This is a genomic window from Allobosea sp. (assembly GCF_048595345.1).
Lineage (GTDB): Bacteria > Pseudomonadota > Alphaproteobacteria > Rhizobiales > Beijerinckiaceae > Allobosea.
Map to the genome: position 1 here is coordinate 1 of NZ_JBMDWH010000122.1, position 21,814 is coordinate 21,814.

Annotated in this window: 19 protein-coding genes and 1 other annotated feature; of the genes, 12 read left to right on the forward strand and 7 right to left on the reverse strand. The window is 62.8% G+C overall.

The window, feature by feature from the left end; all coding sequences use genetic code 11:
* Nucleotides 1-40 precede the first annotated feature (40 nt).
* The 3 genes from ACOJTB_RS12000 to kce all read right to left on the reverse strand — a co-directional run bounded on the left by ACOJTB_RS12000 (nucleotide 41) and on the right by kce (nucleotide 3,542).
* Nucleotides 41-1,272, reverse strand: a protein-coding gene (locus ACOJTB_RS12000; RefSeq protein WP_420102754.1) for an IS3 family transposase whose coding sequence is annotated in 2 segments (ribosomal slippage) — nucleotides 41-981 and nucleotides 981-1,272 — 1,233 coding nt in all. Because the reading frame shifts where the segments join, the coding sequence is not laid out codon by codon here.
* Nucleotides 872-988 (reverse strand) — a sequence feature (AL1L pseudoknot). It overlaps the preceding gene by 117 nt.
* Before the next feature lie 150 nt (nucleotides 1,273-1,422).
* On the reverse strand, nucleotides 1,423-2,586 hold the full coding sequence (locus tag ACOJTB_RS12005; RefSeq protein ID WP_420102755.1) for an acyl-CoA dehydrogenase family protein: 1,164 nt from the start codon (nucleotides 2,584-2,586) through the stop codon (nucleotides 1,423-1,425).
* Between the two features lie 20 nt (nucleotides 2,587-2,606).
* On the reverse strand, nucleotides 2,607-3,542 hold the full coding sequence (gene kce / locus ACOJTB_RS12010) for a 3,5-dioxohexanoate:acetyl-CoA acetone transferase (RefSeq protein ID WP_420102779.1): 936 nt from the start codon (nucleotides 3,540-3,542) through the stop codon (nucleotides 2,607-2,609).
* 276 nt (nucleotides 3,543-3,818) lie between these two features.
* Here kce and ACOJTB_RS12015 point away from each other — a divergent pair, with 276 nt between their 5' ends.
* A complete protein-coding gene (locus tag ACOJTB_RS12015; RefSeq protein ID WP_420102756.1) occupies nucleotides 3,819-4,568 on the forward strand; it encodes a FadR/GntR family transcriptional regulator in 750 nt (249 codons plus the stop codon).
* Between the two features lie 7 nt (nucleotides 4,569-4,575).
* Here the strand turns inward: ACOJTB_RS12015 and ACOJTB_RS12020 are convergent, their stop codons facing one another.
* The gene (locus tag ACOJTB_RS12020; RefSeq protein ID WP_420102757.1) at nucleotides 4,576-5,481 is read right to left on the reverse strand and encodes an HpcH/HpaI aldolase/citrate lyase family protein; all 906 of its coding nucleotides are present in this window, start codon (nucleotides 5,479-5,481) and stop codon (nucleotides 4,576-4,578) included.
* A 123-nt stretch (nucleotides 5,482-5,604) separates the two neighbouring features.
* Between ACOJTB_RS12020 and ACOJTB_RS12025 the strand changes: the two genes are divergently transcribed.
* The 4 genes from ACOJTB_RS12025 (at nucleotide 5,605) to ACOJTB_RS12040 (ending at nucleotide 10,556) form a co-directional block, all read left to right on the forward strand.
* Complete coding sequence (locus tag ACOJTB_RS12025; protein ID WP_420102758.1) at nucleotides 5,605-6,576, forward strand: Bug family tripartite tricarboxylate transporter substrate binding protein; 972 nt, start codon at nucleotides 5,605-5,607, stop codon at nucleotides 6,574-6,576.
* Nucleotides 6,577-6,625: 49 nt separating this feature from the next.
* Complete coding sequence (locus tag ACOJTB_RS12030) at nucleotides 6,626-7,816, forward strand: CaiB/BaiF CoA transferase family protein (RefSeq protein ID WP_420102759.1); 1,191 nt, start codon at nucleotides 6,626-6,628, stop codon at nucleotides 7,814-7,816.
* A 128-nt stretch (nucleotides 7,817-7,944) separates the two neighbouring features.
* The gene (locus tag ACOJTB_RS12035; RefSeq protein WP_420102760.1) at nucleotides 7,945-9,153 is read left to right on the forward strand and encodes an ABC transporter substrate-binding protein; all 1,209 of its coding nucleotides are present in this window, start codon (nucleotides 7,945-7,947) and stop codon (nucleotides 9,151-9,153) included.
* A 314-nt stretch (nucleotides 9,154-9,467) separates the two neighbouring features.
* A complete protein-coding gene (locus tag ACOJTB_RS12040; protein WP_420102761.1) occupies nucleotides 9,468-10,556 on the forward strand; it encodes an alcohol dehydrogenase in 1,089 nt (362 codons plus the stop codon).
* A 49-nt stretch (nucleotides 10,557-10,605) separates the two neighbouring features.
* Here ACOJTB_RS12040 and ACOJTB_RS12045 read toward each other — a convergent pair whose 3' ends face one another.
* Nucleotides 10,606-11,376, reverse strand: a complete 771-nt coding sequence (locus tag ACOJTB_RS12045; protein ID WP_420102762.1) for an enoyl-CoA hydratase/isomerase family protein — start codon at nucleotides 11,374-11,376, stop codon at nucleotides 10,606-10,608.
* A gap of 92 nt (nucleotides 11,377-11,468) precedes the next feature.
* Nucleotides 11,469-12,242, reverse strand: a complete 774-nt coding sequence (locus tag ACOJTB_RS12050) for an enoyl-CoA hydratase/isomerase family protein (protein ID WP_420102763.1) — start codon at nucleotides 12,240-12,242, stop codon at nucleotides 11,469-11,471.
* 402 nt (nucleotides 12,243-12,644) lie between these two features.
* Here ACOJTB_RS12050 and ACOJTB_RS12055 point away from each other — a divergent pair, with 402 nt between their 5' ends.
* From ACOJTB_RS12055 to ACOJTB_RS12075, 5 genes are all read left to right on the forward strand, one after another.
* Nucleotides 12,645-13,745 (forward strand): alcohol dehydrogenase, encoded by a 1,101-nt coding sequence (locus ACOJTB_RS12055; protein WP_420102764.1) that lies wholly within the window; start codon nucleotides 12,645-12,647, stop codon nucleotides 13,743-13,745.
* A gap of 298 nt (nucleotides 13,746-14,043) precedes the next feature.
* Nucleotides 14,044-15,258, forward strand: a complete 1,215-nt coding sequence (locus tag ACOJTB_RS12060) for an ABC transporter substrate-binding protein (protein WP_420102765.1) — start codon at nucleotides 14,044-14,046, stop codon at nucleotides 15,256-15,258.
* 169 nt (nucleotides 15,259-15,427) lie between these two features.
* The gene (locus ACOJTB_RS12065; protein ID WP_420102766.1) at nucleotides 15,428-16,450 is read left to right on the forward strand and encodes an NADP-dependent oxidoreductase; all 1,023 of its coding nucleotides are present in this window, start codon (nucleotides 15,428-15,430) and stop codon (nucleotides 16,448-16,450) included.
* Nucleotides 16,451-16,458: 8 nt separating this feature from the next.
* On the forward strand, nucleotides 16,459-17,634 hold the full coding sequence (locus ACOJTB_RS12070; protein ID WP_420102767.1) for a CaiB/BaiF CoA transferase family protein: 1,176 nt from the start codon (nucleotides 16,459-16,461) through the stop codon (nucleotides 17,632-17,634).
* Nucleotides 17,635-17,700: 66 nt separating this feature from the next.
* Nucleotides 17,701-18,156 (forward strand): MaoC family dehydratase, encoded by a 456-nt coding sequence (locus tag ACOJTB_RS12075; RefSeq protein ID WP_420102768.1) that lies wholly within the window; start codon nucleotides 17,701-17,703, stop codon nucleotides 18,154-18,156.
* A 439-nt stretch (nucleotides 18,157-18,595) separates the two neighbouring features.
* Here ACOJTB_RS12075 and ACOJTB_RS12080 read toward each other — a convergent pair whose 3' ends face one another.
* On the reverse strand, nucleotides 18,596-19,297 hold the full coding sequence (locus ACOJTB_RS12080; protein ID WP_420102769.1) for a FadR/GntR family transcriptional regulator: 702 nt from the start codon (nucleotides 19,295-19,297) through the stop codon (nucleotides 18,596-18,598).
* A gap of 136 nt (nucleotides 19,298-19,433) precedes the next feature.
* On the opposite strand from ACOJTB_RS12080, the gene ACOJTB_RS12085 reads away from it, so the two are divergent.
* Nucleotides 19,434-20,567 (forward strand): iron-containing alcohol dehydrogenase, encoded by a 1,134-nt coding sequence (locus ACOJTB_RS12085; protein ID WP_420102770.1) that lies wholly within the window; start codon nucleotides 19,434-19,436, stop codon nucleotides 20,565-20,567.
* 147 nt (nucleotides 20,568-20,714) lie between these two features.
* Nucleotides 20,715-21,812: a TRAP transporter substrate-binding protein gene (locus tag ACOJTB_RS12090; protein ID WP_420102771.1), complete on the forward strand. Its 1,098-nt coding sequence runs from the start codon at nucleotides 20,715-20,717 to the stop codon at nucleotides 21,810-21,812.
* The last annotated feature ends 2 nt before the right edge of the window (nucleotides 21,813-21,814 follow it).

Below are 21,814 nucleotides of genomic sequence, written 5' to 3' on the forward strand. Positions count from 1 at the left end.
TTGAACCGCTCCGGGTTTGTCGGAGGCCGTTTCGTTTGAGTCATGCTGCCATGGCTGGTTCGTCCAGCATCGCGTAGTAGCGTTCCTCGGCCTCGGCCGGCGGGATGTTGCCGATGGGCTCCAGCAGCCGGCGATTGTTGAACCAGTCGACCCAGGTCAGCGTGGCGAACTCGACGGCCTCGAAGCTTCGCCAGGGTCCGCGCCGGTGGATGAGTTCCGCCTTGTAGAGGCCGTTGATCGTCTCAGCGAGAGCGTTGTCGTAGGAGTCGCCGACGCTGCCGACGGAGGGCTCGATGCCGGCCTCGGCGAGGCGCTCGGTGTATCGAATGCTGACGTATTGCGATCCCCTGTCGGAATGATGGACGAGGCCCCCTCGATGGATGGGCCGTCGCTCATGCAGGGCCTGCTCCAGCGCGTCGAGCACGAAGCCGGCCTGCGCAGTCCGCGACACGCGCCAGCCGACGATACGACGGGCATAGGCGTCGATGACGAAGGCGACGTAGACGAAGCCCGACCAGGTGCTGACATAGGTGAAGTCGGAGAGCCAGAGCCTGTTGGGCGCAGGAGCGTGGAAGACCCGGTTCACATGATCGAGCGGGCACGGCGCCGTCTTGTCCGGCACTGTGGTGCGCACGGGCTTGCCACGAATGACGCCTTGCAGCCCCATGCCGCGCATCAGTCGCGCCACGGTGCAGCGCGCCACGTCGAAGCGTTCGCGCACCATCTGCCGCCAGACCTTCCTCACGCCATAAACCTCGAAGTTCTCGGCGAAGACGCGGGCGATCTCGGGCTGCAGGGTGATATCCCGCTTCGCCCTCACTGACAGCTTCTCGGGATCGGCGCGCTTGGCGATATGAGCATGATAGGTCGAGGGGGCGATCGGCAGCACTTTGCAGATCGGCTCGACCCCATGGACCTGACGGTGATCGTCGATGAAGGCGATCATCGCTTGAACGGGCGGTCGAGCTCCGCCTGGGCAAAATACGCCGATGCCTTGCGCAGGATCTCATTCGCCTGTCGAAGCTCCCGGTTCTCGCGCTCCAGAGCCTTAAGCTTTGCCGCCATGTCCGTCGTCATGCCGGGCTTGCGGCCACTGTCGACCTCGGCCTTCTTCACCCATTCGTTCAGCGTCTGCGCCGTGCAACCGATCTTGGCCGAAATCGACGTGATCGCCGCCCAGCGCGACGGATGCTCGGCCTCGTGATCCAGCACCATCCGAACCGCGCGGGCACGCACCTCAGGCGAAAACTTGTTTGTTGTCTTGCTCGTCATAGCTCCACCTTCTCAGGAGTTGGAGCCTCCGACAAACCCGGAGCGGTTCAGTCGGAACCGCCCACCCGTTCTTCGGGATGGGCTGACCGTTGCCGGAAATGATGTCGGTCTGTGTCTCTGAACGATGGAGAGATATCGAATGGTGCACCATCAATAGGATTTTGGCTGCTCAAGCACCCGCTCGGCGATGTAAGACAGAATGAGCTGCTCGCTGATTGGAGCAAGGCGCGTCACCAGCACCTCACGCAACAACCGCTCGACCTGATATTCCTTGGCGTAGCCCATGCCGCCATGCGTCATTACGGCTTGCAGGCACGCATCGTATCCCGCTCGCGCGCCGAGGAATTTGGCGCCGTTGGCCTCAGCGCCACACGGCTTGCCCGAGTCGTAGAGCGTTGCAGCCTTCATCGCCATCAGCGACGCCGCCTCCAGCGCAATCCAGCGCTCTGCGAGTGGGTGTTGGATGCCTTGGTTCTGGCCGATGGGCCGACCGAAGACATGGCGTTCGCGAGCATAGCGCGAGGCGCGCGCCAGGGCATCCTGCCCAATCGCGATCGCCTCTACCGCGATCAAGATGCGCTCGGGATTGAGGCTGTCGAGCAGATAGGAGAAGCCCTTGCCCTCCTCGCCGATGCGGTCGGCTTCCGGGACGAAAACATCGTCGATGAAGACCATGTTGGAGTCCACGGCGGCCCGGCCGTGCTTCGGAATGCTCTTCACCTCAAAACACGAGCGATCGAGATCAGTGTAAAAGATCGTCATCCCGTCGCTGGCGCGGCTAACATCCTTGCGCGGCGTCGTTCGGGTCAGGATCAAGATCTTGTTGGCGACCTGAGCCGTTGAAGTCCAGATCTTTCGGCCCGAAATGCGATAGCCACCCTCGACCTTCCTGGCGAAGGTGGTGATGTTCGTGGTGTCGAGGCCCGCATTCGGCTCGGTGACGCCGAAGCAGACTTGGTCCTCTCCCGAAACCAGACGTGGAAGCCAGCGCGCCTTCTGCTCCGCCGAGCCGTGAACGACGATGGGGTGCGGTCCGAACATGTTGATGTGGATCGACGATGCGGCCGCCATGGCTCCACCGGAGCCGGCCACGGTGTGCATTACGAGCGCCGCTTCGGTGACGCCGAGGCCCGCTCCGCCATACTCGATCGGCATGGTCACGCCGAGCCAGCCGTCGGCGGCCATCGCCTGGTGGAATTCGCGCGGAAAACGCGCTTCGCGCTCGCATTCCGACCAGTATTCGTCGTCGAACCGCTTGCAGACGGCCGCGACGCCGTTGCGGATTGCCTGCTGGTCTTCGTTCAGGTCATTCATGTCGTGCCCTCCCGAGCAAATCAGAAGGCGGTCTGGTCCACGCCCTTCAGGCGCAGCATCTGGCGTGCGTCGTCAGGCGTCGCAGCCTCGAGCGACAATTCCGCCAGAATGCGTTTGATCTTGGCCACTTGTTCGGCATTAGACCGCGCGAGCACGCCCTTGCCGAGATAGATGGAATCCTCGAGTCCGACGCGCACACAGCCGCCGAGGATGGCTCCCAATGTGACAAGGCTCGTCTGATGGCGACCGGCGCCGAGAACGGAGAGGATGTAGTCGTCGCCGAACAGGGAATCGGCAACTCGCTTCATGTGCATCAGGTTCTCGGCGTCCGGGCCGATGCCGCCGAGTACGCCGAATATGCACTGGACGAGGAAGGGTGGTTCCACCAGCTTTCGTTCCACGGCCCAGGCCAGATTGTAGAGATGGCCCACGTCATAGCATTCGAACTCGAAGCGGGTGCCGTGAGCACTGAGTTCCGTGATGCCACGCTCGATCTGGGAGAAGGTGTTGGAGAGGATGAAGTCCTTCGTCATTTCGAGATAGCCCCTCTCCCAGGGCTGCTTGAACGACGAGATCTTCTCCGCCGCCGGAAACAGGCCGAAGTTCAGCGAACCCATGTTCATCGAAGCGAGCTCGGGCTTGAGCGTGTTCGCTGCGAGCAGGCGCTGATCGAGGCTCATCCCGAGGCCGCCGCCGGTGGTGATGTTCACGACCGCGTCGCAGCCGTGCTTAATGCGAGGCAGGAAGCGCATGTAGTCCTCCGGCGCCGAGGAAGGAGATCCGTCGGCCTCCTTTCGCGCATGGAGATGGAGGATCGCGGCGCCCGCCTCGGCCGCCCCGAGAGCCTGTTCCGCAATCATGTCCGCGTTGATGGGGAGCGCTTCCGACATGGTCGGAGTGTGGATCGACCCGGTGATCGCGCAGCTGATGATGACTTTCGACAGCTTCTTCATCATTCGCACTCCAAATGGCATCCGACCCTTCGCCCTCAGGCGGCGGGCGGCCAGGTCCTCATGTGCGGTTTCGACCCGCAAATATGTCTCGGCGAACCTTGAGCCAGCAGTGCTAACGACCGCCGCGTTAAACGTCAAATGGTTTGACCAATTAGGAGGTCATGGTAAGGTCGCGGCGCTGGCGAAGGACGCATCGTTGCAAACGAATTGCGCTTGATTTGCTCCTACCATTTCTCCAAGGAACGTTTGTTGGGCAATAGGTCGCCACGAAGGACAGACATGAGCAATGCGGGACGGGGCGCCGACGCAAAGCTCGGCCGGATCATGGTGCCGAAATCCTATGAGGTTCTGGCCGACAGGCTCCGTCAGACAATCCTTGATGGCGCGCTGGCTGAAGGCGCCCGTTTGCCAACCGAAAGGGAGTTGGTGTCCCAGACGGGTCTCAGTCGCGGCTCCGTTCGGGAGGCGCTCCGGAAGCTCGAGGTCGAAGGGCTGGTCAAGACCAAGCTCGGCAGACTTGGAGGCATCATCGTCAGCCGGCCCGGCAACGACGCGATGGCTCATTTCGTCACACAGTTCGTGAGGGGGCGCCAACTGACGTTGCGCACCGTGCAGGAGGCACGCGAGACGCTGGAGCCGTCCTTGGCACAGATGGCGGCTGAGCGTCGCACCCAGGCTGATCTGGAGAAAATGAGCAACTTTCACGCAGAGTTGGTGGATGCCATCGGAGATCGCGAGCAATTTGCCGCGATCAACATCGATTGGCATAACGCCGTTGCCGCCGCGAGCCGCAACGAGCTGCTTTCGGCTTTCCTGTACTCGATCTCCTACGATGTCGCGCTGTCTACGATCAGCGAGGAGTACGACACCGAGGAGGTGCGCCAAGAGGTTGTGAAGGCGCACTCCCGTATCTTCGCTGCCATTGAGGCTGGCGACGGGGCCGCGGCATTCAGGCGAATGCAGCGTCATGTCGCGAAGACACGTTTCCTGACGAAAGCGCGCGAGGACGGCGACCTTCCGACCGACTAGACTTGGCTTATCCGGCGGCGGACACGATGCGATGCGCCAGCTTGAGATGGGGAATGTCGTACATCTTGCCGTCGATGCCGATGGTTCCGATCCCGGGTTGGGACTCGAATGCCGCAATGATCCGCCTAGCCTGCGTCAGATCCGCATCGGATGGCGAAAAACACCTGTTGATCGTATCCACCTGGTCCGGATGAATGGCGATCCGGCCCGTGAAGCCGTCCTGCCGAGAGGCCTCGCAACTGCTTGCCAGTCCGGCCTCGTCCCTGAAATCGGCGTATAGCGTGTCGATCCGAGCGACGTCGGCAGCGGCGGCCGCGAAAAGGCACATGGAACGGACGATCCGGTATGTCTGCGTCCACTCGCCGTCGCTCTGCTTGTTCGTGACGGAGCCGATGACCGCGCCGAGATCCTCAGCGCCCCATGTCAGGCCGGCTAGGCGCTCATGCGGCGGGGAATAACTTCCGAGATTGAACATGGCTACTGGCGTTTCGGTCGCGACCACGATGATCTTGACGGTGCCCCGAGCCATTCCGGCACGCACCTCCAACGCATCGAGGTAATGGCCGATCCGCTGGATGTCCGCTGCTCCATTGGACTTGGGCACCATGATGCCGTCGAGGCCGGGCTTCACGATCGCGGACAAGTCGCTCAGCGTGAGGCCCGTGTCCAATGCGTTGACGCGAACCCAGAGCGACCAGTTCCGGTCAGGCCGAGCGGCAATGATATTGCCCAGCATATCACGTGCGATGGCTTTTCGGTCCGGCGCAACGGCGTCCTCAAGATCGAGGATCAGCCCATCAGCGCGACTCTCCTGTGCCTTGGCGAACTTTTTTTCGCTGTCAGCCGGGACGAATAGCAGAGACCGCAATTTCATCTGGTCAAACTCCTCTTCTTCCTGAAGACCTAGTCCCATCTCTTATAATCGTCAAATGGTTTGACCATTGAAAGGAAAGGTCCTAGAGTTCCCGTTAAGCGCAGAGAAATGCGCCAAGAGACTTGGGCTGTTCAGACAGGCCAGGCACCGGGAGGCTTGACGATGATGATTTCGAAGTGGCTCGCTGCCGCGGCGCTTTGCGTCGCTTTCATGCCGGTTCCTGCCAGTGCTCAGGAGGCGACCTATCCAACGAGGCCGGTGACGATCATCGTTCCTTTCCCCGCCGGCAGCGCGACAGACTCGGTGGCCAGGAAGGTTGGCGATGGGTTTGCCCGGCTCCTCGGGCGCGGGTTCATCATCGAGAACAAGGCTGGCGCCGATGGCATCATAGCCAGTCGGCAGGTCGCGAGCGCCGCGCCTGACGGCTATACGCTGCTCATCACGACCAATACGACCCACGCCGCCAATCCGAGCATCTACAAGAACCTGCCTTACGATCCCAAGAAGGATTTCGTGCCGATCGGCGGCATCATCCGGATCCCGTTCATGGTCGCGGTACGTCCCGGCTTCCCGGCCAAGGATTTCGCAGAATTTGTGAAGGCGGCCAAGGATGCGAAGACCCCGCTATCTTACGGCAGCGGCAATACGGGAGGTCGCGCAGCAGGAGAACTGCTCAAGGCTAAGCTCGGCTTCGAAATGACGCATGTGCCTTACCGCGGCTCGCCGCAGGCGCTGACGGACCTTATCGGCGGAAGGATCGACGTGTTTTTCCCCGACCCAGCAAGTGCCTTGGGCATGATCCAGGAGAAGAAATTCGACGTGCTGGCGGTCACCGGGCCTAAACGGATCCCGACTCTGGCCAATGTCCCCACGCTGGTGGAACTGGGAATTCCCGATTTCAACATCGTTGCGTGGGTCGCGGCGTTCGCTCCCGCCGGTACGCCCCAGCCGATCGTCGATCGTCTTAATGCCGCGCTCAGAGAGTTGCTGAAAGAGCCGGATATGACGGCCTTCATCAACCAGATCGGGTCCGAACCGCTTCCCACAACGCCCGCAGAGCTGGGAGCATTTGTCGACGAGGATGCAGCGCGATGGGTGCGCCTTGTCGAGATTGCCAAGATTGAAAAGAAGTAGCCTGCCGCTCCATTGCTACCGGCCAAATTTGCGGGACGGGAGAATTTCGTTGTCCAAGCCACTACAGGGCGTTCGAGTCCTTGATCTCACCAAAGTTCTCGCCGGGCCGCTCTGCACCCAATACTTGGCTGACATGGGAGCTGACGTCATCAAGGTCGAACCTGTTCATCAGGGGGATGAGACACGAGGTTGGCCGCCTTTTCGGGCTCCGGGGCTCGGTGCTGTGTTCCTGAGCGTCAACCGCAACAAGCGCAGCATTGCGCTCGATCTGAAAACGGAGAGCGGCCGTGCCGTGGTTCATCGCCTCGCCAAGATATCCGACGTGGCGATCGAGAGTTTTGGCACTGGCGTCGCCGAGCGCCTCGAAATCGACGCCGCAACGCTAAGGAACATCAATCCCAACCTGATTCATTGCAGCATTTCAGGCTTCGGCAGGACAGGGCCGATGCGGAACGCTCCCGGTTATGACGTCATCCTCCAGGCCTTCTGCGGGGTGATGTCCCTGACGGGCGAGGAAGGCGGCAGCTACATTCGCAGTCCGATTTCCCCGATCGATCAGATGACCGGCATGCACGCGCTGACCGGCATCCTGGCCAAGTTGTATGCAAGGCAGGCGGGGGCAGGTGGAGGCACGGTCAACGTGTCGCTTTACGACACCGCTTTGGGCCTGATGGCGTACAATCTCCAGAGTTTCTGGGAGAAAGGGGTCCAACCCGAGAAATGTGGATCCAGCCACGAAAGCCTCTGTCCGTATCAGGCCTTCGAGGCTGCAGACGGCGCGATCATGATCGGCGTTGCGAATGACAATCTCTGGCGCAAGTTCTGCAGCGCCGCCAACCTGTCGGACATCGTGGATCACCCCGATTTCCGGAGCAATGCCGACCGTGTTCGAAACCGAGAACGGACCGTGGAGCTAGTTCAACGGGCGCTGCTGCATCGAACGGTCGGACACTGGCACGAGACGCTGTCGAACGCCGGCATTCCGTGCTCACCGATCAACAACCTAGCCCAGTTGCTCAGTCACCCGCATACCGATGCCAGTGGGATGATCTTGTCGTACGAGCGCGAGGGCACAGGCGAGATACACGGGATCGCGCTACCGGTTCGCTTCGACGGCTCGCTCGCGACGCTGGATAGGCCGCCGCCGCTGCATGGCGAGCATACCGATGCGATCCTGAGAGAACTGGGGATTGATCCTTCCTGTACCGAAGCATCCGGTTCGACGGCTGCGGCCGGGTGACTGATGCGTGGACGCTGCGAACATCGTCGGGCGGCGTTCGATTCCGCCGATCGGGATTGCTGAGATCGAGTTTGCGGAGTGCGGCAGGCGTCGCCAACAGAACGCCGCCGTCGAGGGAGAGTGAAAGCATGCATTCACGTCTGACGCAGCTAGCTACCGTCCTATCGATGACGATCGCGCTTGTCATTCCTGCCGTCGGTCAGGACACGAAGCCATTCCGGATCGGGATATCCAACGATCAGTCCGGTCCCTATTCAGACCAGGGCGGCCCCGGCTCGGCACTCGCGGCTCGAATGGCCGCGAGCGATTTCGGCGGCAAGGTGCTTGGGCGCTCCATCGAGATCCTCGTCGCAGACAATCAGAACAAGCCTGACATAGCCGGGCAGATCGCGAGACGCTGGTTCGACGTCGACGGTGTCAGCGCAATCGCCGATGGCGGCGTCTCTGCAACAGGGCTCGCAGCCCAGAATGTCGCCGCCGAGCGTAAGAAAGTGACCCTGATCACGGCAGGCACAGCCCCGGATTTCAGCGGCAAGCAGTGCTCGGCCTACGGCACGCAATGGGCGACGAGTTCCTACGCCATCTCGAATGCCGTGGTGAAAGACCTCGTTCGCGAAAGCGGCAAGAAATGGTTCTTCATCACCACAGATATCATTTTTGGACACGCGCTCGAGGCGGAGGCGACCCGGGCCATCAAAGCGGAAGGAGGCACCGTCGTCGGTTCGGCGCGGCACCCGATCGGGACCCATGATTTCTCGTCTTTTCTGTTGCAGGCACAGAGTTCGGGCGCCGACGTGATCGCGCTCGCGGCCGGGGGGACCGATCTGATCGCGGCTGTGCGCCAGGCGAAGGAGTTTGCCATCCCGGGCAAGCTCGTCGCGCTCTACGTGCATCAGCCGGAGGTCGAGGCCATGGGGCTCCAAGCGGGCGAGGGGCTTCAGTTTGCGACGTCGTTCAACTGGGATCTGAACGAGGCCACGCGCTCGTGGGCGCTCCGGTTCAAGGAGCGGCACGGACGCATGCCGAGCATGGTTCACGCGAACACCTACACCGCTGTCACGCATTACCTGAAAGCGGTGGCGGCAGCGGGCGTGGATGATGGCGATGCTGTGATGGCGAAGTTCAAAGCTACGCCGATAGGCACCGATGCATTGATCCAGAATGCGTCGATCCTGCCGAACGGACGGGTGATCATGGACCTGTATGTCGCTCGCGTGAAGGCGCCGAAGCAGTCCCGGTTCGCGGGCGACGTGTTCGAAATCTCCGCGACGCTCCCTGCGAAGGAGATTTTCGAACCAGCCGAGAAGTCAGGTTGCCCTCTGCTGATGGCCAAGTGAGCTCACGTTGAGATTGTCGCTCTCGCGCTGGGATTGTCCCGATTGCGGGAGCCATCGCAAAGCGCCAAGGTTTTCGAGCCTGGAAACACTCGGGCGCAACCGGTCCGGGCGATTGCACGGCCCCCTCGGCCGCGGGATCATCATCGTGGCCTGCGTGCTCGGCTATCTCGACTTTCGACTGTCGGGCGTCTTCTGACGGCAGAAGGACCCGGCGTTGGTACAACGGTTCGACCGACTTTGTGAGCGTGCGTCCAAGTTGGGGACCTTTCCGCGATCGGCGAGCTGATGGGCTGCACATTGTCCGACGACGGGAGATGCCGATCATGCGCAGAATGCGGTGTTACCAGATCAACGAGTTCGGCCAGGCTGTGCTGCCGGCCGAGGTCGAGCTGCCGCCGCTGACTGGCACCGCTGTCCGGCTGCGCATTATCGGGGCCGGTGTCTGCCACACCGACGTCCATCTCTGCGAAGGTCATTACGACCTGGGTGCCGGGCGGCAATTCTCTTTCAAGCAACGCATCCGATTTCCGCGGGTCCTGGGGCATGAAGTCTCAGGCGAGGTCGTCGAATGTGGGCCTGAAGCGAAGGGCATCACGATCGGGGATCGCTGTCTGGTCTTTTCCTGGATCGGGTGCCGAGAGTGCGATCGATGCGCGACGGGTTTCGAGAATCTGTGCCGCAAGCCTCGGTTCGTCGGCGTCAATCGCGACGGCGGATTTGCGGAGTATATCGACGTTCCCCATCCACGATACCTTGTCGAACTCGGCGATCTGGACCCGATTGCCGCGGCTCCGATGGCGTGCTCGGGTTTGACGACCTATAGCGCCCTGAAAAAGTTCGGCCCTCTGGTCGAAAGGCCACCGATTGTGATCATCGGAGCCGGCGGCCTCGGTCTGATCGCAATCGGGATCGCCAGGCAATTGGGAGCGAGCGGCGTCGTTGTCGTCGAGAGAGATGCGGCGAAACGCGACGCAGCGCTGGTCGCCGGTGCGAGTGCTGCCATCGAGCCGGGTCCCTATGCCGCGAATGCGATCAGGGCCGCCGTGCCAGAGGGGGTATGGGCCATCCTGGACGTCGTCGGTTCGAGCGCGACGATGGAGCTCGCAGTAGAAGCTCTCGATCGCACCGGAACGCTCGTTATCGCGGGGCTGTACGGCGGCGCGGCGACGGTCGCAGTCCCACTCATTCCGTTAAACGTGCTGACGATCATGGGGAGTTACGTCGGTTCTCTTGCTGAATTGCGAGAACTCATCGCTCTCGCCAAACAGCACGGCCTGCCGGTCACGCCGCTCGATATCCGCCCGCTGTCGCAGGCACCCGCCGCGTTGGACGACCTCAAACACGGGCTGGTCGTCGGGCGCGTCGTGCTCCGGCCGTGCGAAGACGCGGTGAGCACCGGCTGAATGAGGCCAGTGCGGATCCGGCCGGGACCGCGACGGTGTCCCGCTTGCCTCAGGTCCCGGTAAAGTCGGGCTTTCGCTTGGCGCGGAACGCGGTGACACCTTCCCGATGATCGCTCGTCAGCAGGTTGTTGCCTTGAGCCCATGCTTCTGCGTCGAGATAGGTCTCGAGGCTGGGGGTATGGAGCATCTTGAACATCTTCTTAGTCGTTCCAAACGAGAAATGTGGACCGTCGAGCAGCTCGGCGACGTAACGACCTGTCTCGGCTTCAAGCTCGGTGTCCGGCACGACCTGGGTAACGAGCCCGAGCGAGAGGGCTTCCGCAGCGCCGAGCTGGCGCGCCCTATGAACCAAATCCTTTGCTCGCAGTTCGCCGACGATCCGGGACAGGAAATAGATGGCGCCTCCGTCAGGAGAGAGGCCGACATTACGGAAGACCTGGGAGAAGATCGCCGTGTCGGAGGCGATGATCGCATCGCACGCCAAAGCCAGACTCCAGCCGATGCCGGCCACTGGCCCGCGAACGCTGGCAACGACAGGCTTCTCGAGGTTCGCAAGAGCGATGATCATGCGATGCGCGCGCTTGAGGCGTTCGCGTGCGGATACAGCCGTGAACTGCCCCATGGTCGTCACGTCGCCGCTGGCGCAGAAGCCGCGGCCGACGCCGCCGAGAACGACCACCCGGATGGCGGGATCCCTGTCGACGACCGCTAACAGCTTCGCCAGTGCATCCTTCATCTCTTCGGAGAGTGCATTGAGGCGGTCAGGGCGGTTGAGCCTGATCGTCGCTACCGGACCGGCGATTTCAAGGTCCACGTTCATATACAGAGGCTCCCGTCGCTCGAACTGTCTCAGTCCTCGCGCCGAGCTAGGATGAAGCGGTCCGATACTTCCGCTCTCCGTTGAGCCTGATGCTAGCGCCCGGAATAAATTGGCGGCCGCTTCTCCGCGAAGGCTGCGGCTCCCTCTTTAGCATCTTCCGTGCTTTGCAGAAGCCTCAACACGAGTTGCTCCATTCGCAACCCCGTCGGGAGATCCACGTCCTGGCCACGGATGGCGAGTTCCTTCGCCGCCTGCACGGCCAGCGGTGCAGCCGCCGCAATGCGGCGAGCGTAGTCGAACGCAGCATCCATCAACTGGTTAGACGGAACGACGCGATTGATCAGGCCCCAGCGCAGGGCCGTTGCCGCATCGATCGAGTCGCCTGTCAGCAACATCTCCATGGCAATGGCATAGGGCAGCTGCGAAAGAATGCGTTGCGTGCCGCCGTTTGCCGGAATGACGCCACGCTTCGCCTCCGCGAGGCTGAACGAGGCGTGCTCCGCGGCGACGCGGATATCCGTGCCGAGCAGCAGCGTCATTCCGCCACCAAGGCACAAGCCATTAACGGCGCAAATCACTGGTTTCCAGACTTCAAGGCCGCGGTTCAATAACTGATCCCGCTGGGTCAGCCACATTTGCGACAGATCGGCAGGATTGGCCACGAAGCTCTTGATATCGGCGCCGGTGGTAAAGGCCCGCTCGCCGGCGCCGGTTACGATCGCGACGCGGATATCGATGTCGTCGCGGATCCTGATCCATGCCTCGGACAGGCCCCGGTAATGGTCGGCATCCATCGCATTCAGGCGCTCCGGGCGATTGATCGTGACGACGGCGACACCGTCCCGGACTTCGAGATCGATCGACATTGTTTCCCTCACGCGGCGCCGGGTGGCCGGCTCATCGATGGCTCCGATCAGCTGCCGCCGCCGACCGCAGGACCTGCCAATCAAGGGCGGAAGCAACGGGCTCCCGACCGGACAAATGCATCTAAAGCTCAGGTCATGACTACGGCTCAGTCGCAATAAGAGTCAATGGTAGGGCCATTGACATATTTTTTCCGCTGCCTGATGTTGCCGTCCAAAGAGAAATAATCGGGAGGCAGAACGCCATGGCAACTTCGCGCAAAGCGCCGTCGTGTGTCTGAGGGAATTTCGGTCCGCTGAACCATGCGGACACCGAGAAGCGCTCGTCTCCCAATTCGCCGTTCGTTAGCGAGCGCCAGCACGGATTCCGGCCGGCGCTGATGTCTGTCTTTTTTGGAGGCTTCGATGCGCGCTTGGGCCGTGGTCGAGAATAAAGCACCGCTCCAATGCATCGAAGTGGATGATCCGGTCCCAGTGGGAACGGAGGTTGTCGTCGATGTCAGCCACTGCGGCGTCTGTCACTCGGATCTGCATTTTTGGGAGGGCTCCTACGATATGGGGGGCGGCCAGATCATGCGATTGAGGGATCGCGGCGTTACTCTGCCGCGCGCCATCGGCCACGAAATCTCCGGCCGCATCATTGCGCACGGGCCCGACGCTGAAGGCATCGAGATCGGCGAGCAATGCGCCGTCTATCCATGGATCGGTTGCGGTGACTGCGACCGCTGCGCGGCCGGTGACGACAATCTGTGCATGCGCCAGCAAAGCCTCGGCGTGCTCCGGCATGGTGGGTTCGCGGAACGGGTGGTGGTTCCGCACGCGCGCTATCTCGTGCCGTTGAACGGGATCGATCCTGCCTGGGCGGCAACGTTCGGCTGCTCCGGCATCACGGTCCTGTCCGCCATCAAGAAGCTTCAACCCCAGGCCCCTGATAGCCCAGTGCTGCTCATCGGTGCCGGCGGACTGGGACTGTCGGCAATCGCGATGCTCAAGGCCCTCGGGCACGACCGGATCATCTCGGCCGATATCGATGCGAGAAAGCGGGAAGCCGCTCTCGATATGGGCGCAACACAGGCCATCGACAGCGCAGCCGCCGATGCCGCTCAACAGGTCGAGGCGGCCGCAGGCGGAAAGCTGTCCGGCGCGATTGACTTCGTCAACGTCACCGCGACGGCCCAACTCGCCACGGCTGTGCTCGGCAAGGGCGGAAAACTGATTATGGTCGGTGTCGGCGGGGGGCAAATTCCGCTTTCGCTGGCGGGCATGGTGTTCCTGGCCAGGACCGTCCAGGGCAGCAATACCGGAACACCTCAGGACCTTCGCGACGTGGTCTCGCTGGCAGCGGCAGGAAAGCTGTCGCGAATTCCATTGCACCGGATGCCCAAGGACGAGGCAAACCGGGCAATGACCCTGCTCAACGAAAATCAGGTGTCCGGGCGCATCGTTCTGACGAAAGGGGCTGGGGCGTCGGAGCATGCGTTGGCACGGAAGAGTGCTGATCCATGACGGTCTTTTCGGACACGGGTGAGGGCGCTTCGCAAGATGTCGATCTCCTGATCGCGGGTCGCCGTGTTCCGGGAGAAGCCGGATATCCGTTGGCGATCCAGCGAATGAGCGCAGCGTCGGATCGCTCGAGAAAGCGGCCGGCGCCGATCTCGATGCCGCGCTCGACTGCGCGTCGGCGGGCGTCCGAACGGCCTCGCCGGGCGTGAAGGCGAAGGCCTTCGGACGACCGGCGCTCGACAATCGTCTTGAACACTACAGCTCTGGGAGGAGCTCCATGTCGCAATCAAGGATCGAGAGCTTGCGGTTCTTCAACAGAATGCGGCGGCTTGCCGTCCTCGCAGTGCCGGCCATGCTGGCGTTTCCGATAACCGGTGCCTGGGCGCAGCAGCCCGCTCCGTTCAAGATCGGCGTACTCAGCGACATGTCGGGGATGGTCGCCGACCTGTCGGGACCGGGTACCGTCGCAGCGGTCAAGCTCGCCGTGGAGGATTTTGGCGGCTCCGTCCTCAACCGTCCGATTCAGGTTCTCGAGGCCGATCATCTCAACAAGCCTGATGTCGGCGTCACAGCGGCCCGGGCATGGTATGACGAGGGCGTCAGCGCTATTTTCGACATTGGCCTGACTTCGATTGCGCTCGGTGTCCAGGAACTCGCGAGGGACAAGAACAAGCTGGTCGTTTTCCTCAGCTCCGCGTCGAGCGATTTGACCAGGAAGAATTGTAGCCCCAACGGAATTCACTGGACCTACAACAACTACAGCCAGGCACTGGGCGTAACACGGTTCTATACGAAGTCCGGCGCCAAGACCTGGTACTTCATGACGGTCGATTATGCCTTCGGAGTGAACACCCAGCGCGATACCACGGCAATGATCGAAGCTGCCGGCGGCAAGGTCGTCGGTGCCACGCGCCACCCGTTCGACATCAAGGATTTCTCGTCCGACCTCCTCAAGGCCCAAGGATCGGGTGCCGACGTCATCGCCCTTGCCACCACGACCGCGCATGTCGCGGGGCTGGTCAAGCAGGCGGACGAATTCGGGATTCGTCCTGCGCAGAAGATTGCGCCACTCAGCCTGACGCTTCACGACGTCAAGGCCCTCGGACTGCAGGCCGGTCAGGGCCTGCTCGTGACCGCACCTTATTACTGGGATCAGAACGACGAGACACGGGCCTTCGCAAAACGGTATTTCGACCGCTTCAAGAAAATGCCCAACATGATCCAGGCGAGCGCCTATGGCGCGGTCCTGCACTATCTCAACGCGGTCAAGGCCGTTGGCGTCGACGATGCGTCGAAGGTTGCGGAGAAGATGAAGCAGACGCCGATCAATGACTTCATGACCAAGAACGGGCGCATCCGGGAGGATGGTCGCGCGATCCGCGACATGTATATCTTTCGGGTGAAAAGTCCGGCTGCTTCAAAGAGCGAGTGGGATATCTACGAGACTTTGGAGAAGATTCCCGCCGAGGAGGCGTTCCAGAAGGCGGACCCGGTGTGTTCTCTGGTCAAGGGCTAGCATCGCCGCGGACGCCCTATCGGGCGCGACCGCGGTGATCTTGGTGAGCGCCGGACCATCCGACCGGACTGGAAAGTGGACTCCACTTTCAGGTCCGGGACTTCCGAAGCGCCCGGAAGCTCCCCGATGCGCCCATCTGAAGCCGTTCAACTTTGTGAGTCGCCCCCCAATGACGAACCGCCAATGGTTGCTCGCGGAACACCCGACAGGCATGCCGACGCCGGAGACTTGGCGGCTGCATGCCGCCGCCGCCCCGGAGCCAGGGCAGAGACAGATCCTCGTCAAGACGACTTGGCTGTCCCTCGATCCGTACATGCGCGGGCGCATCAGCCCCTCAGCGAATTACACGCGCGGCGTCGCGATCGGCGAACTCATGCAAGGGGGCGGCGTGGGCGAGGTGATCGCGTCGAACCATCCGGATTGGCGCGTTGGCGACCTCGCAGAGGCGATGACCTTCGGTTGGCAGGAATATGCTGTGCTGACCCCGGATTTGCCCGGTGTCGCCCAGGTCATGAAAATCGACCCGGCGCTGGCGCCGCCGCAGGCCTTTCTATCCTGGCTCGGCATGCCCGGCCTCACAGCCTATATCGGCCTGTTCGAGATCGGCAGACCGAAGCCGGGGGACGTCCTTGTCGTGTCGGCCGCCTCTGGGGCGGTTGGCCAGCTCGTCGGGCAACTCGGGAAGCTGAGCGGCGCGCGGATCATCGGTATCGCAGGGTCGGACGAGAAGCTGGCTTGGTGCCGCTCGATCGGCTTCGACGAAACGATCAACTACAAAACCGAGCCGGATCTGCGGGGTGCTCTGGCCAAGCTCGCTCCTGGTGGCGTCAATGTCTTCTTCGACAATACCGGAGGACCCATCCACGATGCGGTGATGCGCAACCTGGCCGTTGCAGCACGTGTGGTCATCTGCGGTCGCATCGCGCTCGCGAACGCCTTCGAGCAGGACGACATCGGGTTGAGGGCTTCATCGCAGTTGATCGTCTCCCGAGCGATGGTTCAGGGGATGGTCGTTTTCGACTGGTGGCACCGCCGCGACGAGGCGATTGCTCGGCTTTCTGCCCTGCACCGTGATGGCAGGCTGCAGACCCGGGAGGACGTGCTCGACGGGTTTGAGCGGCTGCCCGAGGCATTCCTTCGGATGATGACCGGCGCAAACTTCGGGAAGCAACTGGTGAGGGTCGCGGCTTGAACGTCCCCATGCCCGTCGAGCGCGCGCCTCTGGCAGGTGTTCGAGTCCTCGACCTCACGGCCATCGTCATGGGACCGCTCGCGACTCAAGTCCTCGGAGATCTCGGGGCTGATGTCATCAAGATCGAGCCTCCGGAGGGCGATGTCTTGCGCCGGGCCGGCGCGCCACCCGGCTCGGACCTCGGCCCGCTCTTCGTCCATTTGAATCGCAACAAGCGAAGCGTCGTCCTCGATCTCAAGGGCGCGGAAGGCAAGGCGGCACTTCTGCGCCTGGCGGGCGAGGCCGACGTGCTGGTGCATTCCATGCGGCCGCAGGCTATGGCGCGGCTCGGTCTTGGATACGAAGCGCTCTCGGCGATGAACCACCGCCTCATCTACGCGGGACTCTTCGGTTTCGGTCAGCGCGGCCCTTATGCCGAGCAAGGCGCGTTCGACGATCTTATTCAAGCCGTTTCCGGGCTTGCCGATCTGGTTGGAAGGCTGAGCGATGGCCGCCCGCGCTACGTGCCAGCTAATATCGCGGACCGATCTGTGGGGCTCTATGCCTTTGGATTGATCAGCGCCGCGCTTTATCAACGAGAGCGGACGGGCAATGGATGTGAGCTGGGCGTGCCGATGTTCGAGACGCTGGCAAGCCTGCTTTTCGGCGACCATCTTTACGGCGAGACCTTCCGCCCAGCGCATGGGACCATGGGCTATCCGCGGCTGATGGTTCGCGATCGAGGCCCGTTCCCGACGAGCGACGGCCATATCTGCTGCATGATCTACACCGACGCGCAGTGGCGCAGCTTCCTCACGGCGCTCGGACGCGACCCCGACCTCGCGAAGGACCCCATGCTGAGCAATATGACTTCGCGCACCATCAACAGCGAAGCCCTTTTCACCATGGTGAGCGACATCACCCGCACTCTGCCGACGGCGCACTGGGTGGCGACACTCCGGGCAGTCGGTCTGACAGTCGTCGCGATGAGGTCTCTCGAAGAACTCGTCGACGATTCTCATCTCGCGGCGACTGGGTTTTTCCATGACGCTAGGACGAGCAACGGCGAAAGCTTGCGGCTCTTCGGGCCTGTGGGCGACTGGAGCAACTGGGAACCTGCGATGCGTCATTCACCCCCTCATCTGGGCGAGCACACGCAGGATGTTCTGGCAAATGGTTGGGCGACGAGACACCCGCAACCGTAGCCGAGGCCCGTACTGCAGTTTTAACGGCGCTCTTTATCACGATACACCAGCCGCAGGATCCAGCATATGGCAGGTCTTTACTTCGACGAGATGAAAATCGGTCAGATCTTCAAGCACGAGCTGCGTCGGACGATCACGGAAGCCGACAACGTCTGGTTCAGTGCACTGACGCACAATCCAGCGTACCTCCACCTCGATGAGGAATACTGCAAGAACAATACGGAGTTCGGTCAGCGCATCGTCAACAGTGCATTCACGTTGGGGCTGATGGTGGGGATTTCCGTCGGCGACACGACCCTTGGCACGGCGATCGCCAATTTGGGTTGGGACGAAGTGCGATTTCCGAATCCGCTTTTTCACGGCGATACCGTTCACGTGGAGACAGAGGTCGTAGAGCTTCGAGACAGCAAATCTCGGCCCGATGCGGGAATCGTGACCTTCCTTCACCGCGCATTTAACCAACGTGATGAATTGGTCGCTCAATGTCGTCGCGCCGGCCTGCAGCGGAAGCGACCTCGGTAATTCGATAGTTCCGCGCGAGCGTGGCCAGTTCAAGGGACCACTGGCTCGAGCCTCTCGTCTCAGTTCCAGCCTCGTTGCTCAACCCAAAAATGACGGCCACGGCGGGGCAGATGGCTGAGAAGAAGGTGTGGGCGCATCGGTCGTAGTGTGCTGCGAGGCGTCGCAGGTTCTATAGCTTGTCGACGAGGTTCTCGACCTCACGGTGGATTTTTGCGGCTTCGGCTCGATGCGAGTTAGTTAAATTTATTTTCGATTTCAATGACGTAAGTGTTCAGACATCTGTCCGGCCCGGCCCACCACCCTTTTTTCAATCCGCTAAACTGCCCGGGTTCCGATCGCCGCGTGGTCCGTTCGGGGCCAGCGCGGCAGTGCCGCGCATCTCATCCGGGGCTGTCGCGGCCGCGCCGCGCGCCGCCAGTTTCTCAGCTCGGTCACCTGCTCAGCTCGCGATGAAGGGCACCTTCATCCGGTCCGAAGACTGGACGATGTGGTGGCGCATCGCGGTGGCGGCCGTTTCGCCGTCGCGACGGGACAGCGCGCGCAGAATGGCGCCATGCTCGACGAACGCCTCGTGCAGCCGGTTCGGCTCGCGGACCGGCGGGCGCTGGCTGCGGGTGATGATCGGACGATACAGCGCCAGGATGTCGCTGATCGAGCGATTGCCCGCGATCTCGGCGACCGTCATGTGGAAGGTGAAATCGCATTCCATCGCATCGACATAGCGCGCCTCGTCGATGGCGCGGCGCATCGCCTCGTTGAGTTCAGAAAGCCGCGCCAGATCGTCCTGCGACGCGTGGCGGGCGGCGAGCCGAACCGCGAAACCCTCCAGCGCGAAGCGCAGCTGATAGATCTCAACCTCCGAAAAGCGCTGCTCGAAGGTCCAGCGGGTCAGGTCGGTTTCCGGCCGCTCGAAGCCTTCGGCGACGAAGGCGCCCCGCGCCGGTTCGATGGTGATGAGCCCCATGCCTTCCAGCTGGAGCACGGCCTCGCGCACCGTCGGGCGGCTGGCGCCGAGCCGCTCGGCCAGTTCCCGCTGCGCCGGCAGCCTGTCGCCCGGCTTCAGGCCGGTTTCGCTCATCAGGCGCTGGATCTGCTGGACCAGCTGGCTGGTAACCGGCCGCCTGTCCTTTCCGAGATTCATCGGCGCGCTTCCCTCTCGTCACGCGGCGGTTGACGGCCCGCCGCATCCGATGTCAAGTCGTGGCCATACCGGTAAGACCAATATCGGCCAACCGCCCGTTCTGGCGGCAAGAGGCCGGCGCAGGCGAGGACATCTTATGGCGCTGATCACCTATCTCACCACTGTGAAGTTCGGGCCGGGCGAAATTGCCGGCCTCGAGGCCGATGTTGCTGGGCTCGGCATGTCCAAGCCGCTGATCGTCACCGACAAGGGCATTGTGGCAGCGGGGCTCATTGCGACGATCCAGGGGCATTCGCCGCGTCTGGCTGCGGCACCGCTGTTCGAGGAGACGCCGACCAATCCGACCGAGGCGGCCGCGCTGGCGGCGCTCGCCCTCTATCGCGCGCAGGGCTGCGACGGCCTCGTCGCGATCGGCGGCGGATCGCCGATCGATCTTGCCAAGGCGGTGGCGCTGCTGGCCACCCATGAGGGACCGCTGGAGCGCTATGCCGCTATTCTCGGCGGGGTCGAGCGCATCACCGCAGCGGTGGCGCCGGTTCTGGCCGTGCCGACGACGTCCGGAACCGGCAGCGAGGTGGGCCGCGCCGCGCTGGTGACGCTCGAGGATGGGCGCAAGCTCGGCTTCATCTCGCCTTACCTCATTCCGAAGCTGGCGGTGTGCGATCCGGATCTGACGCTCGGCCTCCCGGCCTGGCTGACGGCCGCGACCGGCATGGACGCCGTGACCCATTGCATCGAGACCTATCTCAGCCCGCGCGAGAACCCGCCGGCCGAGGCGATCGCTCTCGACGGCCTGAAGCGCGCGGTCGCCTTCATCGAGCGCGCGGTCCAGGACGGTGCGGATCGCGAGGCCCGCAAGGAGATGATGATGGCGGCGCTGCAGGGCGGCCTGACCTTCCAGAAGGGACTCGGCGCGGTTCACGCGCTGTCCCATCCGCTCGGGGGGCTGAAGGACGTCTCGCTGCATCACGGCACGCTGAACGCGGTGCTGCTTCCGGCGGTGCTGCGCTTCAACGCGCCTGCGGCGGAGGCGAAATACGCGGCGATCCGTGCGGCGCTGAACCTGCCCGCCGAGACCGACCTCGCCGACTGGATCGCGGCCCTCGTCAAGCGGCTCGGCATGCCCGGCAGTCTCTTGCAGATGGGCCTGCCGCGCGAGGTGCTGCCGGCCATCGCCGAAGCAGCCACCAAGGACCATTCGAGCGCGACCAATCCCCGCCCGGCGAGCGCCGCCGACTATCTGGAGATGCTCGAAGCCTCTTTCAGCTGAGCGGAACGGCCCCTGCGAGCGCGGCATCAGAACCGCGCCCTGTGCCATCGCGGCGATTGTCCGCGACGCTCCATCCCCACCAGCGCTGTCGAGCCAAGGCCCGCCGACAGCGCCGTCCGAGAGTGGCCACCATGGGAGAAGACGCAGATGACCAACAGACGTGACATGCTCGCGGCCGGCCTGGCCGGGGCAGGGGCGGCGATCGCAGCCTCCTCCGCTGGCGCGCAGGCGCCGGCCGGCGCCGCTATCACCTGGCGCATGACCTCCAGCTATCCCAAGGCGCTGGACGCGGTCTACGGGGCCGGCGAGATCTTCAGCAAGGCCGTGTCGGACATGTCCGGCGGGCGCATCCAGCTTCAGCATTTCGCAGCGGGCGAAGTGGTGCCCGGCCTGCAGGCGCTCGATGCCGTCCAGAACGGGACGGTCGAGTGCTGCGATACGGCTTCGTTCTATTATGTCGGCAAGGATCCGTCCTTCGCCTTCGGGGCCGCCGTGCCCTTCGGCCTCAACACCCGCCAGCAGAACGCCTGGTTCTTCCAGGGCGGCGGGCTGGCGCTCTTCAACGAGCTCCTGGCGCAGTACAATGTCGTCGGTCTGCCGATCGGCAACACCAATGCCCAGATGGCCGGCTGGTTCCGCAAGGAAATCAAGACGGTGGACGATCTGAAGGGCCTGAAGATGCGGATCGGCGGCTTGGCCGGGCAGGTCATCGCCAAGCTCGGCGCGGTGCCGCAGCAGATCGCGGCGGGCGACATCTACCCGGCGCTGGAGCGCGGCACGATCGACGCTGCCGAATGGGTCGGCCCGTATGACGACGAGAAGCTCGGCTTCAGTCGGGTCGCGCCCTATTACTACTATCCCGGCTGGTGGGAGGGATCCTCGGCGATCCTGCTGATGATCAACCGCGACAAGTGGAACGGTCTGAGCGCGACCGACAAGGCCGTCTTCGTGGCCGCCGCTCATCAGGCCAATGCGCTGACGATCGCCAAATATGACGACGTCAACCCGGCCGCGATCAAGCGCCTGATCGCCTCCGGCACGCAGCTGCGCGGCTTCTCGCCCGAGATCATGGATGCCTGCGCGAAGGCCGCCAACGAGCTCTATGAGGAACTCGGCGCCAAGAATGCCATGTTCAAGAAGCTTCACGACCACATGATGGCCTATCGCAACGAGCAGCTGCTCTGGCAGCAGGTGGCGGAGTTCAATTACGACGCCTACCAGATCCGCTCTCGCGGCCGCCGCTAGAG

What these genes read in the sequence shown, in the direction of transcription:
- ACOJTB_RS12005 (WP_420102755.1), bottom strand. Translation starts at nt 2,586, where the DNA reads ATGAATGACCTGAACGAAGACCAGCAGGCAATCCGCAACGGCGTCGCG.
- kce (WP_420102779.1), bottom strand. Translation starts at nt 3,542, where the DNA reads ATGATGAAGAAGCTGTCGAAAGTCATCATCAGCTGCGCGATCACCGGG.
- ACOJTB_RS12015 (WP_420102756.1), top strand. Translation starts at nt 3,819, where the DNA reads ATGAGCAATGCGGGACGGGGCGCCGACGCAAAGCTCGGCCGGATCATG.
- ACOJTB_RS12020 (WP_420102757.1), bottom strand. Translation starts at nt 5,481, where the DNA reads ATGGGACTAGGTCTTCAGGAAGAAGAGGAGTTTGACCAGATGAAATTG.
- ACOJTB_RS12025 (WP_420102758.1), top strand. Translation starts at nt 5,605, where the DNA reads ATGATGATTTCGAAGTGGCTCGCTGCCGCGGCGCTTTGCGTCGCTTTC.
- ACOJTB_RS12035 (WP_420102760.1), top strand. Translation starts at nt 7,945, where the DNA reads ATGCATTCACGTCTGACGCAGCTAGCTACCGTCCTATCGATGACGATC.
- ACOJTB_RS12040 (WP_420102761.1), top strand. Translation starts at nt 9,468, where the DNA reads ATGCCGATCATGCGCAGAATGCGGTGTTACCAGATCAACGAGTTCGGC.
- ACOJTB_RS12045 (WP_420102762.1), bottom strand. Translation starts at nt 11,376, where the DNA reads ATGAACGTGGACCTTGAAATCGCCGGTCCGGTAGCGACGATCAGGCTC.
- ACOJTB_RS12050 (WP_420102763.1), bottom strand. Translation starts at nt 12,242, where the DNA reads ATGTCGATCGATCTCGAAGTCCGGGACGGTGTCGCCGTCGTCACGATC.
- ACOJTB_RS12055 (WP_420102764.1), top strand. Translation starts at nt 12,645, where the DNA reads ATGCGCGCTTGGGCCGTGGTCGAGAATAAAGCACCGCTCCAATGCATC.
- ACOJTB_RS12065 (WP_420102766.1), top strand. Translation starts at nt 15,428, where the DNA reads ATGACGAACCGCCAATGGTTGCTCGCGGAACACCCGACAGGCATGCCG.
- ACOJTB_RS12070 (WP_420102767.1), top strand. Translation starts at nt 16,459, where the DNA reads ATGCCCGTCGAGCGCGCGCCTCTGGCAGGTGTTCGAGTCCTCGACCTC.
- ACOJTB_RS12075 (WP_420102768.1), top strand. Translation starts at nt 17,701, where the DNA reads ATGGCAGGTCTTTACTTCGACGAGATGAAAATCGGTCAGATCTTCAAG.
- ACOJTB_RS12080 (WP_420102769.1), bottom strand. Translation starts at nt 19,297, where the DNA reads ATGAATCTCGGAAAGGACAGGCGGCCGGTTACCAGCCAGCTGGTCCAG.
- ACOJTB_RS12085 (WP_420102770.1), top strand. Translation starts at nt 19,434, where the DNA reads ATGGCGCTGATCACCTATCTCACCACTGTGAAGTTCGGGCCGGGCGAA.
- ACOJTB_RS12090 (WP_420102771.1), top strand. Translation starts at nt 20,715, where the DNA reads ATGACCAACAGACGTGACATGCTCGCGGCCGGCCTGGCCGGGGCAGGG.